The organism is Pseudomonas sp. FA117, from assembly GCF_057370475.1.
Genome location: NZ_CM170675.1, coordinates 4,753,947 through 4,770,963, shown reverse-complemented (window position 1 = coordinate 4,770,963; position 17,017 = coordinate 4,753,947). Strand labels below are relative to the sequence as shown.

The following is a 17,017-nucleotide window of genomic DNA, read 5'->3' as shown; positions in this document are numbered from 1 at the left end:
CTCAGAAGCCGTTGGGGGCGCGGGTGTGCCAGTCGGTGACTTGCTGGTAACGGTGCGCGACGTTGAGCAGGCGGCCTTCCTGGAAGTACGGGGCCAGCAGTTGCACGCCCACCGGCAGGCCATCGACGAAGCCGGCCGGCATCGACAGGCCGGGCAGGCCCGCGAGGTTGGCGGTGATGGTGTAGACGTCCTCGAGGTAGGCGGCGACCGGGTCGGCGTTCTTCGAGCCGAGTTTCCAGGCCGGGTTCGGCGTGGTCGGGCCGAGGATGACGTCGACCTGTTCGAAGGCGGCCATGAAGTCGTTCTTGATCAGGCGGCGGATCTGCTGGGCCTTGACGTAGTAGGCGTCATAGTAGCCGGCGGACAGGGCGTAGGTGCCGACCATGATCCGGCGCTGGACTTCGCTGCCGAAGCCTTCGCCGCGCGAGCGCTTGTACAGGTCGGTGAGGTCTTTCGGGTTGTCGCAGCGATGGCCGAAGCGCACGCCGTCGAAACGCGAGAGGTTGGAGGAGGCTTCGGCCGGGGCGATCACGTAGTACGCCGGGATGGCGTGCTGCATGTTCGGCAGGCTGATTTCCCTGACCACCGCACCGAGCTTTTCCAGCTCCTTGACGCTGGCCTGGACCAGCTCGGCGATGCGCGGGTCGAGGCCGGCGCCGAAATATTCCTTCGGCAGGCCGATGCGCAGGCCCTGCAGCGAACCGTTGAGGCTGGCGCTGTAGTCAGGGACCGGTTCGTCGACGCTGGTCGAGTCCTTGCTGTCGAAGCCGGCCATGCCTTGCAGCAGCAGGGCGCAGTCTTCGGCGGTGCGGGCCATCGGGCCGCCCTGGTCGAGGCTCGAGGCGTAGGCGATCATGCCCCAGCGCGAGACACGGCCGTAGGTGGGCTTGAGGCCGGTGAGGTTGGTCAGCGCGGCCGGCTGGCGGATCGACCCGCCGGTGTCGGTGCCGGTGGCGACCGGCAGCAGGCGCGCGGCCACCGCAGCGGCCGAACCGCCCGAGGAGCCGCCCGGCACGTGCTCGAGGTTCCACGGGTTCTTCACCGCACCGTAGTGGCTGGACTCGTTGGCCGAGCCCATGGCGAATTCGTCCATGTTGGTCTTGCCCAGGGTGACCATGCCGGCCTCGGCCAGCCTGGCGACCACGGTGGCGTCGTAGGGGGCGGTAAAGCTGTCGAGCATCTTCGAGCCGCAACTGGTGCGCACGCCCAGGGTGCAGAACAGGTCCTTGTGGGCAATCGGCGCACCCAGCAGCGCGCCGGCCTCGCCATTGGCGCGGCGGGCGTCGGCGGTGCGGGCCTGTTGCAGGGCCTGTTCCTCGGTGACGCTGATGAAGCTGTTGAGCTGTGGGTCAAGCTGCTTGATGCGCGACAGCAGCGCGCCGGTCAGCTCTTCGGAGGAAAACGACTTGTCGGCGAGTCCGCGGGCGATCTCGGCCAGAGTGAGTTGATGCATGGCAGGCTCTATCCCTTACTCGATGACTTTCGGAACCAGGTACAGACCGTTCTCGGTCGACGGTGCCACCGCCTGGTAGCGATCACGCTGGTTGCTTTCGGTCACCTGGTCGGGACGCAGGCGCTGGGTGGCTTCGAGCGGGTGGGCGAGGGGCTCGATGCCGGTGGTGTCGACGGCTTGCATCTGGTCGACCAGCCCGAGAATACTGTTCAAGGCATCGGTAATGCGTGGCAGTTCGCCTTCATTGAGGCCCAGGCGGGCCAGATGGGCGATCTTTTCCACGTCACAGCGTTGAAGCGCCATGGGGATCTCCAGGAAAAACAGAAACAGAATGCTTCCGTATTGAGGAACATGCCGGGATTCTGGCGGTCATACGGCCGCGATCATCGGCTGGCGTGCTCGGAAAAACTGCCAATTTAACATATTGGCTCCTTGCCCAAAATCCCTGCCATTGTTAGAGTTTGCCGCACTTTTTTACCCACGCTTTCCCCAGGGTCACTTTCCCATGTTCAAGAAACTGCGTGGCATGTTTTCCAGCGATCTGTCCATCGACCTGGGTACTGCCAACACCCTTATTTACGTGCGTGAGCGCGGTATCGTCCTGAATGAGCCCTCGGTTGTTGCCATCCGTACCCACGGCAACCAGAAAAGCGTCGTGGCTGTCGGTACCGAAGCCAAGCGCATGCTCGGCCGTACTCCCGGCAACATCGCCGCCATTCGTCCGATGAAGGACGGCGTGATCGCCGACTTCAGCGTCTGCGAGAAGATGCTGCAGTACTTCATCAACAAAGTGCACGAAAACAGCTTCCTGCAGCCCAGCCCTCGCGTGCTGATCTGCGTGCCGTGCAAGTCGACCCAGGTCGAGCGCCGCGCCATCCGTGAATCGGCCCTGGGCGCCGGTGCCCGTGAAGTGTTCCTGATCGAAGAGCCGATGGCTGCTGCCATCGGTGCCGGCCTGCCGGTCGAGGAAGCCCGTGGCTCGATGGTCGTCGACATCGGCGGTGGTACCACCGAAATCGCCCTGATCTCCCTCAATGGCGTGGTCTATGCCGAATCCGTACGTGTGGGCGGCGACCGTTTCGACGAAGCCATCGTCACCTACGTGCGCCGCAACTACGGCAGCCTGATCGGCGAATCCACCGCCGAGCGCATCAAGCAGGAAATCGGCACCGCCTATCCGGGCGGCGAAGTGCGCGAAGTCGATGTGCGCGGCCGCAACCTGGCCGAGGGCGTACCGCGTGCCTTCACCCTGAACTCCAACGAAGTGCTCGAAGCACTGCAGGAATCGCTGGCGACCATCGTCCAGGCGGTCAAGAGCGCCCTGGAACAGTCGCCGCCGGAACTGGCTTCCGACATCGCCGAGCGCGGCCTGGTGCTGACCGGTGGTGGCGCGCTGCTGCGTGACCTCGACAAGCTGCTGGCCCAGGAAACCGGCCTGCCGGTGATCGTCGCCGAAGACCCGCTGACCTGCGTCGCCCGCGGCGGTGGTCGTGCCCTGGAGATGATGGACAAGCACGCCATGGACCTGCTCTCCAGCGAGTGAGTCCCGGCACTGTCCAGTGTCCGTTGAAGATCGCCCGGTTTACAGGTGGCACGCACAGTGCTACCTGTATGTGCTGGGCTGGCGTCCGTCGGGCGTCGTTTCCGTCAACCCGCAGGCAGGTGGTTGCATTGACCCTGTGCAATGACCGCCTGAATCGTCGTCCACGAGGAACGGCCCATTAAACCGCTTTTCTCCAAGGGCCCTTCGCTGGGCGTTCGTCTGCTCGTGCTGGTGGTGATGTCGGTCGCGCTGATGGTGGTCGACTCGCGCTTCGACGTGCTCAAGCCGATACGCAGCCAGATGGGGCTGGTGCTGATGGAATCCTATTGGGTCACCGATTTGCCGCAGCGCCTGTGGCAGGGTGTGGCCGGGCAGTTCGGCAGCCGTACCGAGCTGATCGCCGAAAACGAGAAACTCAAGACCGAAGCCCTGCTGTTGCAGGGGCGCCTGCAGAAGCTGGCGGCCCTGACCGAGCAGAACGTGCGCCTGCGCGAATTGCTCAACTCATCGGCGCTGGTGAACGAGAAGGTCGAGGTTGCCGAACTGATTGGCGTCGATCCCAACCCCTTCACCCACCGTATCCTGATCAACAAGGGCGAACGCGACGGCGTGTTCCTCGGCCAGCCGGTGCTCGACGCCCGTGGCCTGATGGGCCAGGTGGTCGAGTTGATGCCCTACACCTCGCGCGTGCTGCTGCTGACCGACACCACCCACAGCATTCCGGTGCAGGTCAACCGCAACGGCCTGCGCGCCATCGCCAGCGGCACCGGTAACCCGGAGCGCCTGGAGCTGCGTCACGTGGCCGATACCGCCGACATCAAGGAAGGCGACCTGCTGGTAAGTTCCGGCATGGGCCAGCGCTTCCCGGCCGGTTATCCGGTGGCCACGGTCAATGAAGTGATCCACGACTCCGGTCAGCCGTTCGCCATCGTGCGCGCCATTCCCACTGCCGCGCTCAACCGCAGCCGCTACATGCTGCTGGTGTTCAGCGACCGGCGCACGCCCGAGCAACGCGCGACCGATGCGGCGATCGCCCAGGAAGAAGCCGATCGCCAGGGCACCACGCCTGCCGCTCCGGCCCCGGCACCGGCGCACGCCCCAGCTGCAGCGCCCGCTGCGGGTACGCCCGCCCAGGCACCGGCCAGCGCGCCCGCCCACGGCACCTCCACCTCGCACCCGGCCGCTGCCCCTGCAGCGCCGACCCAGCCCCGGAGAGAATGATGGCCAGTACCCGTAGCAGAAACGGCTGGGCCATCTGGCTGACCTTCGCCATCGGCCTGTTGCTCAGCGTCACCCCGATGCCGCAGTTCATGGAAGTGTTCCGGCCCATGTGGCTGGCCCTGCTGCTGGCCTTCTGGACCCTGGCAGTACCGAACAAGGTCGGCATGGCCACCGCCTTCGTGCTGGGGCTTGCCGAGGACGTGCTCTATGGCACCCTGCTGGGGCAGAACGCGTTGATCCTCACCTTGATCACCTTCCTGGTGCTGTCCCTGCAGCAGCGCCTGCGCATGTTCCCCATGTGGCAGCAGAGCCTGGTGATCCTGGTGGTGTTCGGCATTGCCCAGCTGATCCAGCTGTGGCTCAGCGCCCTGACCGGTAACCGCCTGCCCACGCTTGCGCTGGTCTGGTCGGCGGTCATCAGTGCCTTGCTCTGGCCCTGGATCAGCTTCGCCCTGCGCGGCATGCGCCGCCGCCTGCATATCCACTGACGCGCCGCCACTGACAGGGAGATGTCCGCATGACTCGACTGCACCTGGCCTCCGGCTCCCCGCGCCGGCGTGAACTGCTGACCCAGATAGGCGTGCCATTCACCGTGGTCAGTGCCCCCATCGACGAAACCCCGAAGCTCGGCGAAGCCGCCCAGGCCTATGTCGAGCGCCTGGCGCAAGCCAAGGCGGTGGCCGGTTTCAAGCTGCTCGATGCCCCGGGGGTGGTGCTTGGCGCCGATACCGCCGTGGTGCTCGACGGCCAGATCCTCGGCAAGCCCGAGAGCCGCGAACACGCCCTGGCGATGCTGGGCGATCTGTCCAAGCGCGAGCACCAGGTGCTCACGGCGGTGGCGGTGACCGACGGCCAGCGCTCCCTGAGCCTGTGCGTGGCGACCAAGGTCCGTTTCCGTACCATCTCCTTCGATGAAGCGTGTCGCTACTGGGACAGCGGTGAACCGCTGGACAAGGCCGGCGGTTATGCGATCCAGGGCCTGGGTGCGGTGTTCGTCAGCGCCATCGAGGGCAGTTATTCGGCGGTGGTCGGCCTGCCCCTGAGCGAGACTGCCGAGCTACTCGAGCAGTTCGCCATCCCCTGCTGGCAGCATGAGGATACCGCGCAAGGCTAGCCAGTCGCCCGACAGCGATCCATCATTACCGAAGACCTTTGACGAGAGCCTGCCATGAGTGAAGAGATCCTGATCAACATCACCCCGATGGAATCGCGCGTGGCGGTGGTGGAGAACGGCGTCCTGCAGGAAGTGCATGTCGAGCGCACCCAGCGTCGCGGCATCGTCGGCAATATCTACAAGGGCAAGGTGGTGCGGGTGCTGCCGGGCATGCAGGCGGCCTTCGTCGACATCGGCCTGGAGCGCGCGGCGTTCATCCACGCCTCGGAAATTTCCCAGCGCGAGGGCTCGGCGGTGGAGACCATCACCGCGCTGGTCCACGAGGGCCAGGCGCTGGTGGTGCAGGTGACCAAGGACCCGATCGGGACCAAGGGCGCGCGGCTGACCACCCAGTTGTCGATTCCCTCGCGCTACCTGGTGTACATGCCGCGCAGCAGTCATGTCGGCATTTCGCTGAAGATCGAGGACGAAGCCGAGCGCGATCGCCTCAAGCAGGTGGTCAGCGACTCGATGAACCAGGAAAACATCAAGGACGCCGGCGGCTTCATCCTGCGCACGGCCGCAGAAGGTGCCCGTGCCGAGGATATCCTGCAGGACATCCGCTACCTGCGCCGCCTGTGGGAGCAGATCGGCAGCCAGATCCAGACCTGCGGCGCGCCTACGGTGATCTACGAGGACCTCGGCCTGGCCCTGCGCACCCTGCGCGACCTGGTCAACCCGAAGATCGAGAAGATCCGCATCGATTCGCGGGAAACCTTTCAGAAAACCACGCAGTTCGTCGGCGAGCTGATGCCCGAGATCGCCGATCGCCTCGAGCACTATCCCGGCGAGCGGCCGATCTTCGACCTCTACGGCGTCGAAGACGAGATCCAGCGCGCGCTGGAGCGCAAGGTGCCGCTCAAGTCCGGCGGCTACCTGGTGGTCGACCCGGCCGAAGCGATGACCACCATCGACGTCAACACCGGTGCTTTCGTGGGGCACCGCAACCTTGAGGAAACCATCTTCAAGACCAACCTCGAAGCGGCCACGGCCATCGCCCGGCAACTGCGCCTGCGCAACATCGGCGGCATCATCATCATCGACTTCATCGACATGGAAGACGAAGAACACCGCCGCCAGGTCCTGCGCACCCTGGAAAAACAGCTCGAGCGCGACCATGCCAAGACCAACATCATCGGCATCACCGAGCTGGGCCTGGTGCAAATGACCCGCAAGCGCACCCGTGAAAGCCTCGAGCAGGTGCTGTGCGAGCCGTGCATGGCGTGCCAGGGGCGCGGCAAGCTGAAAACCCCCGAGACGATCTGTTACGAAATTTTCCGGGAGATCCTGCGCGAGGCGCGGGCCTACCAGGCCGAGGGCTACCGGGTACTGGCCAATCAGAAGGTGGTCGACCGTCTGCTCGATGAAGAATCGGGAAATGTCGCCGAACTGGAAGCCTTCATCGGGCGAACCATTCGCTTCCAGGTCGAGTCCATGTATTCCCAGGAACAATATGATGTGGTGCTGCTCTGACGCGTCTTGATACCTCTCGCCCGGTGGCGAAAACCCCGCTTGCGGCCATAGTTAATGGACGAATCGGAGGGCCATGGCCATGGAACGTCTGAGCCGCGTTCTGGGCGCGTTGACCCGCTGGGGCCTGGGCCTGTGCGCGCTGCTGGCCGTGCTGGTGGCGCTGTATGTCAGCCTGGGGCGGCAATTGGTGCCGCTGGTGGCCGAATACCGCACCGAGCTGGAAGACAAGGCCCAGCAGGCCCTGGGCCTGCCGGTGCATGTGGGTGCCCTCGAAGGGCGCTGGAGCGGGCTGGCGCCGGTGCTGCGCGTGCGCGACCTGCAGTTGGGCGAAGGCGCTGCGGCGCTGCGCCTGGACGACGTGCGCGTGGTGCCTGACCTGTGGGCCAGTCTCAAGGCCCGTGAGGTGCGCCTGGCGCATATCCAGCTCGGCGGCCTGCAACTGATCCTGCACGAAGACCAGCAAGGTGCCTGGACCCTCGAAGGGCTGCCGAAAAAGGACGATGAGCCGCTGGATCCTGCGCAGTTGCTGCAGCGGCTCCAGCAACTGGGCCGGATCGATGTATTCGACAGCCAGGTCACCTTCCAGCCCTGGCGGCGCGACTCGGTCACGCTTACCTACGTCAGCCTCGGTCTGCAGGCAGGTCAGTCGCAACAACGTGTTGAACTGCGCGCGACGCTGCCCGATGGCCAGCCCCTGGCATTGAACCTGCGCAGCCGCGCCACCCCGGATGCCTGGCGCGACGGCCGCGTGCAAGCCTACCTGAGCCTGCCGCAGAGCGACTGGGCCCGCTGGCTGCCGCCGAGCCTGCTTGGCCAGTGGCGGGCCAAGACCCTGCGTGCCGGTGGCGAGTTCTGGGTTGACTGGAACAAAGGCCGGCTGCAGCGCGCAGTGACGCGTGTCAACGCTCCCCAGCTGCGTGGCGCCTACGCCGGGCGCAAGACCGTGACCCTCGATAACCTGGCGCTGTCCAGCTGGGTGCGCTACGGCAAGCAAGGCTATGAGGTGGTAGTCGATTCGCTGGCTGCGAGCATCGGCGACACCCGTTGGGAGACTCATCTGCAGGCGCAGCAGCGTCCGGGCCAGGACGCCTCCGGCGACACCTGGCAGGTCCAGGCCGACCGGCTCGACCTTACACCGCTGACGCCACTGATCGACGGTCTGGCACCGCTGCCGGACAACCTGATGACCGTCGTCGATGCCCTGAACGTGACCGGCACGCTGCGCAACGTGCGCCTCGATGTGCGTCCCCAGGCCGAAGGCGACCAGCGTCTGCAGTTCGCCGCCAACCTCGACAAGGTCGGTTTCGACGCTTATCACGGCGCGCCAGCAGCGGGCAATGTCAGCGGGAGCATCAGCGGCGATCTCGGGCATGGCGAACTTCGCCTGGATACCGATGCCTTCATGCTGCATCTGTACCCTATCTTCGGCAAACCCTGGCACTACCAGAAGGCCAACGCGCGCCTGACCTGGGCGCTGGACAAGGACGGCTTCACCCTCATCGCGCCCTATATCAAGGTGCTGGGCGATGAGGGCAAGATCGCCGCCGATTTTCTCATCCGCTTCAGGTTCCACGAGGAGCAGGCCGACTACATGGACCTGCGCGTCGGCCTCACCGAGGGCGATGGCCGCTACACCGCCAAGTACTTGCCGCAGGTGCTGAGCCCGGCGCTGGACGAATGGCTGCGCAGCGCCATCGTCAAGGGCGCGGTGGACGAGGGTTATTTCCAGTACCAGGGCTCGCTGAATCACAACGCCCCGGCGCATTCACGCAGCATCAGCCTGTTCTTCAAGGTGCATGACGCGGCGCTGGATTTCCAGCCGGGCTGGCCACAGGTACAACAGGTGGACGGCAACGTCTACATCGAGGATACCGGCGTACGCATCAAGGCCAACAAGGGCCTGCTGCTCGACACCCAGGTCAGCGATGTCAGCGTCGACATCCCTCATGTAGAAGGCGACCAGCACAGTCACCTGTACCTGGACGGCGGCTTCGATGGCAGCCTGGGCGACGGCCTGAAGATCCTCAAGGAGGCGCCGATCGGCACCGGCGAAATCTTCGCCGGGTGGGAAGGCGAGGGACCACTGCAAGGCAAGGTCAAGCTCGACATCCCGCTGGAGCATGGCATGCGCCCCAAGGTGCTGGTGGATTTCGCCACCCACGACGCCAGGCTCAAGGTGGAACCGCCTGCGCTCGAGCTCAGCCGTCTGAAGGGCGACTTCACCTTCGACCTCGACAAGGGCCTGAGTGGCAAGGGCATCAGCCTGCAGGCATTCGACCGGCCGGTCACCGCGCAGATTCTCGCCGAAGGGCAGGGCGGCCAGATCCAGACGCGCATCAACGCCAGCGGGCAGGTGCCGCTCAAGTCGCTGACCGACTGGTTGCAGTTCAAGCAGGCGTTGCCAGCGTCGGGCGACATACCCTATCAGCTGCAGGTCAGCCTCGGCAGCCGCGACAACCGCCTGAGCGTCGACTCATCGCTCAAGGGCCTGGCCATCGACCTGCCGGCCCCTTTCGGCAAGGCAGCGGGTGAGGCGCGCGACAGCCGCTTCAGCATGAACCTGCAGGGCGCCGAGCGCCGCTTCGATGCAAGCTACGCCGATGTTGCGCGGCTGGCCTATGCCGCCTCCCTCGACAAGCTCGCCCAGGGCCGTGGTGAACTGGTGCTGGGTGGTGGCGACGCCGGCCTGCCCGGTGGCCAGGGCCTGCGGGTGCGTGGGCGCCTGGAGTCGCTTGACCTGGAGCCCTGGCAGCAACAGATGGACAAATACGCAGGCCAGGACCCGGGTGGCAATGCGCGCCAGAGCCTGCAAGGCGTCGACCTGAGCATTGGCCGGCTGAAAGCCTTCGGTACCGATCTCAACCAGGCGATCGTGCGCCTGGCGCGGGTCGCCAGTGCCTGGGACTTGCGCCTGGACAGCCGGGAAGTGATTGGCAATGCGCGTATTCCCGATGCCAAGGCTGCGCCGATGGTGGTGAAACTGCAGACCCTGCGCCTGCCGCCTGCCGATCCGCAGGAAGCCGAGGCCGAGGACAGCCCCGACCCGCTGGCCGGTTTCGACCCGCGCAAGTCTCCCCCTCTGGACCTGAGCATCGACAAGCTGTATCGCGGCGATGACCTGTTCGGCAGCGTTGCACTCAAGTTGCGCCCCACGGCCCGTGGGGTATCGCTCGATGATATCGACCTCAACCTCAAGGGCCTGCACATCGACGGCAGCGGCGGCTGGGAAGGCGTGCCTGGCAGCACGGCGAGCTGGTACAAGGGCCGCCTGGATGGCAAGGACCTGGGCGATGTCCTCAAGGCCTGGGGCTTCGCACCGACCGTCACCAGCCGCGATTTTCGCATGGACGTCGATGGCCGCTGGCCGGGGTCGCCAGCCTGGGTCAGCCTCAAGCGCTTCTCCGGCAGCCTCGATGCTTCCCTGCGCACCGGCCAGTTCGTCGAGGTCGAGGGCAGCGCCCAGGCCCTGCGCGTGTTCGGCCTGCTCAATTTCAACTCGATCGGTCGACGGCTGCGCCTGGATTTCACCGACCTGTTCGGCCAGGGGCTGGCGTATGACCGGGTCAAGGGCCTGCTGGTGGCCAGCGAGGGCGTCTACGTGACTCGCGAGCCGATTGCCGTGACCGGGCCCTCCAGCAATTTCGAGCTCGACGGTACCCTGGACATGGTCCGCGACCGTATCGATGCCAACCTGCAGGTGACCCTGCCGGTCACCAACAACCTGCCCCTGGCGGCGTTGATCGTCGGCGCGCCTGCAATCGGCGGGGCATTGTTCCTCGTCGACCGCCTGATCGGCGACCGCGTGGCGCGTTTTGCCAGCGTGCACTATCGGGTCGAAGGTCCGGTCAAAGAGCCTAAGATCACCTTTGTGAAACCTTTCGAAAAATCGCGGTAAGGAGTGGCCATGAAGTCAGCAGTGATCCAGATGGTCAGCCAGGACGGGGTTCTGGCCAACCTGCAGCGGGCTCACGTCCTGCTGGAGCAGGCTGCTGACAGCGGGGCAAGGCTGGCGGTGCTGCCGGAGAACTTTGCCGCGATGGGCCGGCGCGACGCCGCTGCGATCGGACGCGCCGAAGCGCTGGGTGAAGGTCCGATCCTGCCATGGTTGAAACGCGCCGCCCGCGACCTCAGGTTATGGATAGTTGCCGGCACCTTGCCGCTGCCTCCAGTCGATGAGCCCGACGCCAAGGCCCATGCCTGCTCGCTGCTGGTCGACGAACACGGCGAGATCGCCGCGCGCTACGACAAGCTGCACCTGTTCGATGTGGATGTGGCCGACAACCGCGGGCGCTACCGTGAGTCGGACGACTACGCCCATGGTGCGCAGGTGGTGGTGGCCGATACCCCGGTCGGACGCCTGGGATTGTCGGTGTGCTACGACCTGCGCTTCCCCGAGCTGTACAGCGCCCTGCGCGCTGCCGGGGCCGAGCTGATCAGTGCCCCTTCGGCGTTCACTGCGGTGACCGGGGCGGCACATTGGGAAGTGTTGATTCGTGCCCGCGCCATCGAAACCCAGTGCTACATGCTGGCCGCCGCGCAGGGTGGCATCCATCCAGGCCCACGGGAAACCCACGGCCATGCGGCGATCGTCGACCCTTGGGGACGAATCGTCGCCGAACATGCGCAGGGCGAAGCGATATTGCTCGCCGAGCGCGACGTTGAAGAACAGGCGTCCATACGGACGCGCATGCCGGTCGTTTCGCACCGGCGCTTTTTCTCGCAGGACGCCTTGCGGCCTGCGCACACCTCGGAGTGACTATGAGCCAGATGTTATCCACCGTCAGCGAACAGCTCCTGGCCCCGGGCGGACTGACCCTGGACAGCCTGCAGGCTGTGCTGGGTGAGTTGGCAGGGCCAGGTATCGACGCGGCCGACCTGTATTTCCAGGGGCAGATTTCGGAAACCTGGGCGCTGGAAGACGGCATCGTCAAGGAAGGCAGCTTCAACCTCGACCAGGGTGTCGGGGTTCGTGCGCTGTCCGGTGAGAAGACCGGCTTCGCCTACAGCAACGCGATCAACCTCGAAGCCCTGACCTCTGCGGCCCGGGCTGCGCGCTCGATCTCCCGCGCCGGCCAGGATGGCAAGGTCCAGGCCTTCCGCAGCCAGGACGTGACGGCACTGTATGCCCCGAACAACCCGCTGGATGTGCTGAGCCGCGCCGAGAAGGTCGATCTGCTCAAGCGTGTCGATGCCGCCACCCGTGCCCTCGACCCGCGCATCCAGCAGGTCAGCGTGAGCATGGCGGGCGTGTGGGAGCGCATCCTGGTGGCCGCTGCCGACGGCAGCCTGGCGGCCGATGTACGGCCACTGGTGCGTTTCAACGTCAGCGTCATCGTCGAGCAGAACGGCCGCCGCGAGCGTGGCGGCCAGGGCGGCGGCGGGCGTACCGACTACCGTTACTTCACCGAAGAGCGCGTCATGGGCTATGCCCGCGAAGCGCTGCGCCAGGCGTTGGTCAACCTCGAAGCGCAACCTGCGCCGGCCGGCACCTTGCCGGTGGTGCTCGGCCCGGGTTGGTCCGGCGTGTTGCTGCACGAAGCGGTCGGCCATGGCCTGGAGGGCGATTTCAACCGCAAGGGCAGTTCGGCCTACAGCGGCCGTATCGGTCAGGCAGTGGCCTCGAAGCTGTGCACCATCGTCGATGACGGCACGCTCGAAGGACGTCGCGGTTCGCTGAGCGTCGATGACGAAGGCACGCCGACCGAATGCACCACGCTGATCGAGAACGGCATTCTCAAGGGCTACATGCAGGACAAGCTCAACGCCCGCCTGATGGGGATGGCAGTCACTGGCAACGGTCGGCGCGAGTCCTACGCGCACCTGCCGATGCCGCGAATGACCAACACCTACATGCGTGCCGGCGAAAGCGACCCGCAGGAAATCATCGCCTCGGTGAAGAAGGGCATCTATTGCGCCAACCTCGGGGGCGGCCAGGTCGACATCACCAGCGGCAAGTTCGTGTTCTCCACCAGCGAAGCCTACCTGATCGAAGACGGCAGGATCACTGCACCGGTCAAGGGCGCGACCCTGATCGGCAACGGTCCGGAGGCCATGAGCCGGGTGTCGATGGTCGGTAACGACCTGGCGCTGGACAGCGGGGTCGGAACCTGTGGCAAGGACGGGCAGTCGGTGCCGGTGGGTGTGGGGCAGCCGACGCTGAAGCTCGATGCGATCACCGTGGGCGGTACCGGGGCTTGATGATGAGCGCTGCCTGCCGGGGCGGCCTGGTGTCGCGAAAGGACCGCAACGCGGTCCCGGCAGGCAGTTGCTGGCGAGGCTCAGCGCAGGCCGCGCTGCAGCTCGTCGAGGTCGCGGATGTACTTGAACACCTTGCGCGCAGCGGCAGGCGGTTTGTTCCGTGCCTTTTCGTGCTGGGCATGGCGAATCAGCGAGCGCAGTTGCTGGCGATCGGTGTCGGGGAACTCCTGGACGAAGCGTTCAAGGTCTTCGTCGTTGCCGTCGATCAACCGGTCGCGCCAGCGCTCCAGGGTGTGGAAGCGTTCGTTGTACTGGCGGGTGGAGCTGTCGATCTGTTCGAGCAGGGCCAGGATGGCGTCGACATCCTGCACGCGCATCAGCTTGCCAACGAACGACATGTGGCGTTTGCGGGCACCGTGGGCGGTGTGCCGGGAGGCCTCTTCCAGCGCCTTGCGCAGCTCGTCGGTCAGCGGCAGGCGTGCGAGGGTATCGGGCTTGAGCGTGGTGAGACGCTCGCCGAGTTCGACCAGCGCATGCAGTTCGCGCTTGATCTGGGTCTTGCTTTTTTCGCCGTCGAAGGCGTCGTCGTATGAATCAACCATGGTGGCAGTCCGCAGGAAATCGCCGCCATGATAACCAGTCGGGGGCCGCTTTGTCCGGCCCGGTCGAAGAATGGCCCTTGCCGAACGCAGAATTTGAGTGGAGAAAACCATGAGTGCAGTCCAGAGCATAGGCCCCAAGGACCTGCCAGCGTTGCAGGAACAGGTCGAAGCGATCGTCGCCGAAGCGCGCCGCCAGGGCGCCAGTGCCTGCGAGGTCGCCGTTTCGCTGGAGCAGGGGTTGTCCACCAGCGTGCGCCAGCGCGAGGTCGAGACGGTCGAGTTCAACCGTGACCAGGGCTTTGGCATCACCCTCTATGTCGGCCAGCGCAAAGGTTCGGCGAGCACCTCGGCGAGCGGGCCTGAAGCGATTCGTGAAACCGTGGCAGCGGCATTGGCAATCGCCAGGCACACCTCCGAGGATGAGTGCTCGGGCCTGGCGGACGCCGCGCTGATGGCGCGCCAGATGCCCGATCTGGACCTCTATCACGACTGGGACATCGAGCCGGAGCGGGCCATCGAGATGGCGCTGGAGTGCGAGGCGGCTGCCTTTGACGCCGACAAGCGCATCCTCAACGCCGATGGCACTACCCTCAACACCCATCAGGGCGTGCGGGTATATGGCAACAGCCACGGTTTCGTCGGCGGCTATGCCTCGACCCGCCATAGCCTGAGCTGCGTGATGATCGCCGAAGGGGGCGGGCAGATGCAGCGCGACTACTGGTACGACGTCAACCGCCAGGGTGAACTGCTCGCCGACCCGCGCAGCATCGGACAACGTGCGGCGCAGCGTGCGGCCAGCCGCCTGGGCGCGCGACCGGTGCCGACCTGCGAGGTGCCGGTACTGTTCGCCGCCGAGCTGGCAGGCGGCTTGTTCGGCAGCTTCCTCTCGGCGATTTCCGGCGGCAACCTGTACCGCAAGTCTTCCTTCCTCGAGGGTACCATCGGACAGCGGCTGTTCCCGACCTGGCTGACCCTCGATGAACGCCCGCACATTCCGCGGGCGCTGGGCAGCGCGGCATTCGACGGTGATGGCCTGGCCACCTACGCCAAGCCGTTCGTCGACAAGGGCGAGTTGGTGTCGTACATCCTCGGCACCTACGCCGGACGCAAGCTCAAGTTGCCGAGCACCGCCAACTCGGGCGGTGTGCACAACCTGTTCGTCACCCATGGTGTCGAAGACCAGGCCGCACTGATCCGCCGCATGGGGCGTGGGCTGCTGGTGACCGAACTGATGGGGCATGGCCTGAACATGGTCACCGGCGACTACTCGCGCGGGGCCGCGGGCTTCTGGGTCGAGAACGGCGAGATCCAGTTCCCGGTCCAGGAAGTGACCATCGCCGGCAATATGAAGGATATGTTCCAGCAGATTGTCGCCATCGGCAGCGATGTCGAAACCCGCAGCAACATCCACAGCGGTTCGGTGCTGATCGAGCGGATGATGGTCGCCGGTAGCTGACCGGGTAGGGCTGCCTGCCCCGATCCTGCCAGGAATGGAAAACCCGGCCATCGCGCCGGGTTTTTTGTGCATGGATTTTCTCTTGAAGTGATTCTATTTATCACTTAATAATGAATATCATTATCCAGTAACCCCGGCGATGATGTTCATGAAAACCGTCCTCCACGAACTGCCCTACCTGGAAAACTGGCGTTGGCTGAGCCGTCGCATCCGCTGCGCCCTCGAGCCCGACGAACCGCGCCTGATCGAGCATTACCTGGCCGAGGGCCGCTATCTGGTGTGCTGCACCGAGACCTCGCCCTGGACCGTGGCCCTGACGTCCTTCCGTCTGCTGCTGGATACCGCCTGCGACCGCATGCTGCCCTGGCATTGGCGCTGCCAGTGCCTGGACCAGGCCTGGCGCCCGCTGCTCGACCTGCGCAACCTCGACCGCTGCGAGCGCAACGAGCGCTGGCAGCCGTATGCGCTGCAACTGGCCAACTGCGTGCTGTTGCCTTCGATTTCCCCCGATGAACTGATGCAAGGATCCGATGATGAGTAATACCCGTATCGAGCGCGACAGCATGGGCGAACTGCAGGTGCCGGCCCAGGCCCTGTATGGTGCCCAGACCCAGCGCGCGGTCGACAACTTCCCGGTCAGCGGCCAGCGCATGCCGCTGCAGTTCATTCGTGCGCTGCTGCTGGCCAAGGCGGCTGCGGCCAAGGCCAACATCGAGCTGGAACAGGTGAGCGCAGGGCAGGGTGGCGCCATCGTCAAGGCCGTCGAGCAGCTGCTGGCCGAGGATTTCATCGCGCATTTCCCGGTGGATGTGTTCCAGACCGGCTCCGGCACCAGTTCCAACATGAATGCCAACGAGGTGATCGCCACCCTTGCCAGTCGCCTGCTCGGTGACAAGGTCAATGCCAACGACCACGTCAACTGCGGCCAGAGCAGCAACGACATCATCCCGACCACCATTCACGTCAGCGCTGCGCTGGCGTTGCACGAGCAGCTGCTGCCGGCGCTGGAGCACCTGGTCCAGGTGATCGAGAGCAAGGCCGTGCAAGTGCATCGCTACGTCAAGACCGGGCGCACCCACCTGATGGATGCCATGCCGGTACGCATGAGCCAGGTGCTCGGTGGCTGGGCGGCGCAGATCAAGGCGGCCCGTGCGCACCTGCAAGCCACGTTGCCAGCGCTGCAGGCTCTGGCCCAGGGCGGCACCGCAGTCGGCACCGGGATCAACGCCCATCCGCAGTTCGCTGCAGGCTTTGCCCGCGAACTGAGCGACCTGACCGGTGTTGCGTTCACCCCCGGGGACAACCTGTTCGCGCTGATCGGTTCGCAAGACACGGCCGTGGCACTGTCGGGCCAACTCAAGACCACCGCCGTCGCACTGATGAAGATCGCCAACGACCTGCGCTGGATGAACTCCGGCCCCCTGGCCGGCCTTGGCGAAATCGAACTCGAGGGGTTGCAGCCTGGTTCCTCGATCATGCCGGGCAAGGTCAACCCGGTGATTCCCGAAGCCACTGCAATGGTTGCCGCGCAGGTCATCGGCAACGACGCGACCATCGCCGTTGCCGGCCAGTCGGGCAACTTCGAGCTCAACGTGATGCTGCCGGTGATCGCCCGCAACCTGCTGGAGAGCATCGAACTGATGGCCAACGTCAGCCGCCTGCTGGCGGACAAGGCCATCGCCAGCTTCAAGGTCAACGAGCCCAAGCTCAAGGAAGCGCTGTCGCGCAATCCGATCCTGGTCACGGCGTTGAACCCGATCATCGGTTACCTGAAAGCCGCCGAGATCGCCAAGACCGCCTACCAGCAGGGGCGTCCGATCGTCGAGGTGGCGCTGGAGCACACCGACCTGTCGCGCGATCAGCTCGAAGCCCTGCTGGATCCGGAAAAACTCACCGCTGGCGGTATCTGATCCGCGTT

At 65.3% G+C, this 17,017-nt stretch carries 14 protein-coding genes; 11 read left to right on the top strand and 3 right to left on the bottom strand.

All coding sequences use genetic code 11. From position 1 onward, the window contains the following. Position 1: 1 nt before the first annotated feature. Positions 2–1,453, bottom strand: a complete 1,452-nt coding sequence (gene gatA / locus AC1TXO_RS22055; protein ID WP_486403694.1) for an Asp-tRNA(Asn)/Glu-tRNA(Gln) amidotransferase subunit GatA — start codon at positions 1,451–1,453, stop codon at positions 2–4. A 15-nt stretch (positions 1,454–1,468) separates the two neighbouring features. Next, positions 1,469–1,756, bottom strand: a complete 288-nt coding sequence (gene gatC, locus AC1TXO_RS22050) for an Asp-tRNA(Asn)/Glu-tRNA(Gln) amidotransferase subunit GatC (protein WP_054894398.1) — start codon at positions 1,754–1,756, stop codon at positions 1,469–1,471. Between the two features lie 202 nt (positions 1,757–1,958). On the opposite strand from gatC, the gene mreB reads away from it, so the two are divergent. The 8 genes from mreB (at position 1,959) to tldD (ending at position 13,041) form a co-directional block, all read left to right on the top strand. Further along, positions 1,959–2,996, top strand: coding sequence for a rod shape-determining protein MreB (gene mreB / locus AC1TXO_RS22045; protein ID WP_003255163.1), 1,038 nt, complete (start codon positions 1,959–1,961; stop codon positions 2,994–2,996). A 225-nt stretch (positions 2,997–3,221) separates the two neighbouring features. Next, complete coding sequence (gene mreC / locus AC1TXO_RS22040; RefSeq protein ID WP_486403693.1) at positions 3,222–4,217, top strand: rod shape-determining protein MreC; 996 nt, start codon at positions 3,222–3,224, stop codon at positions 4,215–4,217. Next, positions 4,217–4,705: a rod shape-determining protein MreD gene (mreD, locus tag AC1TXO_RS22035; protein WP_486403692.1), complete on the top strand. Its 489-nt coding sequence runs from the start codon at positions 4,217–4,219 to the stop codon at positions 4,703–4,705. The genes mreC and mreD overlap by 1 nt, the downstream gene beginning before the upstream one ends. A 29-nt stretch (positions 4,706–4,734) precedes the next feature. Then, a complete protein-coding gene (locus tag AC1TXO_RS22030; protein ID WP_486403691.1) occupies positions 4,735–5,331 on the top strand; it encodes a Maf family protein in 597 nt (198 codons plus the stop codon). 54 nt (positions 5,332–5,385) lie between these two features. After that, positions 5,386–6,843, top strand: coding sequence for a ribonuclease G (gene rng, locus AC1TXO_RS22025; protein ID WP_486403690.1), 1,458 nt, complete (start codon positions 5,386–5,388; stop codon positions 6,841–6,843). 73 nt (positions 6,844–6,916) lie between these two features. After that, complete coding sequence (locus tag AC1TXO_RS22020; RefSeq protein ID WP_486403689.1) at positions 6,917–10,738, top strand: YhdP family protein; 3,822 nt, start codon at positions 6,917–6,919, stop codon at positions 10,736–10,738. Positions 10,739–10,747: 9 nt separating this feature from the next. After that, complete coding sequence (locus tag AC1TXO_RS22015; protein WP_486403688.1) at positions 10,748–11,599, top strand: carbon-nitrogen hydrolase family protein; 852 nt, start codon at positions 10,748–10,750, stop codon at positions 11,597–11,599. A 2-nt stretch (positions 11,600–11,601) separates the two neighbouring features. Continuing rightward, positions 11,602–13,041: a metalloprotease TldD gene (tldD, locus tag AC1TXO_RS22010; RefSeq protein ID WP_486403687.1), complete on the top strand. Its 1,440-nt coding sequence runs from the start codon at positions 11,602–11,604 to the stop codon at positions 13,039–13,041. An 80-nt stretch (positions 13,042–13,121) separates the two neighbouring features. Here the strand turns inward: tldD and yjgA are convergent, their stop codons facing one another. Beyond that, complete coding sequence (yjgA, locus tag AC1TXO_RS22005) at positions 13,122–13,643, bottom strand: ribosome biogenesis factor YjgA (protein WP_486403686.1); 522 nt, start codon at positions 13,641–13,643, stop codon at positions 13,122–13,124. A gap of 109 nt (positions 13,644–13,752) precedes the next feature. On the opposite strand from yjgA, the gene pmbA reads away from it, so the two are divergent. The 3 genes from pmbA to fumC all read left to right on the top strand — a co-directional run bounded on the left by pmbA (position 13,753) and on the right by fumC (position 17,009). Continuing rightward, positions 13,753–15,099 carry a metalloprotease PmbA gene (gene pmbA / locus AC1TXO_RS22000; RefSeq protein WP_486403685.1) on the top strand — a complete coding sequence of 449 codons (1,347 nt, stop codon included), beginning with the start codon at positions 13,753–13,755 and terminating at the stop codon, positions 15,097–15,099. A gap of 139 nt (positions 15,100–15,238) precedes the next feature. Next, positions 15,239–15,640, top strand: a complete 402-nt coding sequence (locus tag AC1TXO_RS21995) for a FagA protein (RefSeq protein WP_486403684.1) — start codon at positions 15,239–15,241, stop codon at positions 15,638–15,640. After that, positions 15,633–17,009 carry a class II fumarate hydratase FumC gene (gene fumC / locus AC1TXO_RS21990; RefSeq protein ID WP_486403683.1) on the top strand — a complete coding sequence of 459 codons (1,377 nt, stop codon included), beginning with the start codon at positions 15,633–15,635 and terminating at the stop codon, positions 17,007–17,009. The genes AC1TXO_RS21995 and fumC overlap by 8 nt, the downstream gene beginning before the upstream one ends. The last annotated feature ends 8 nt before the right edge of the window (positions 17,010–17,017 follow it).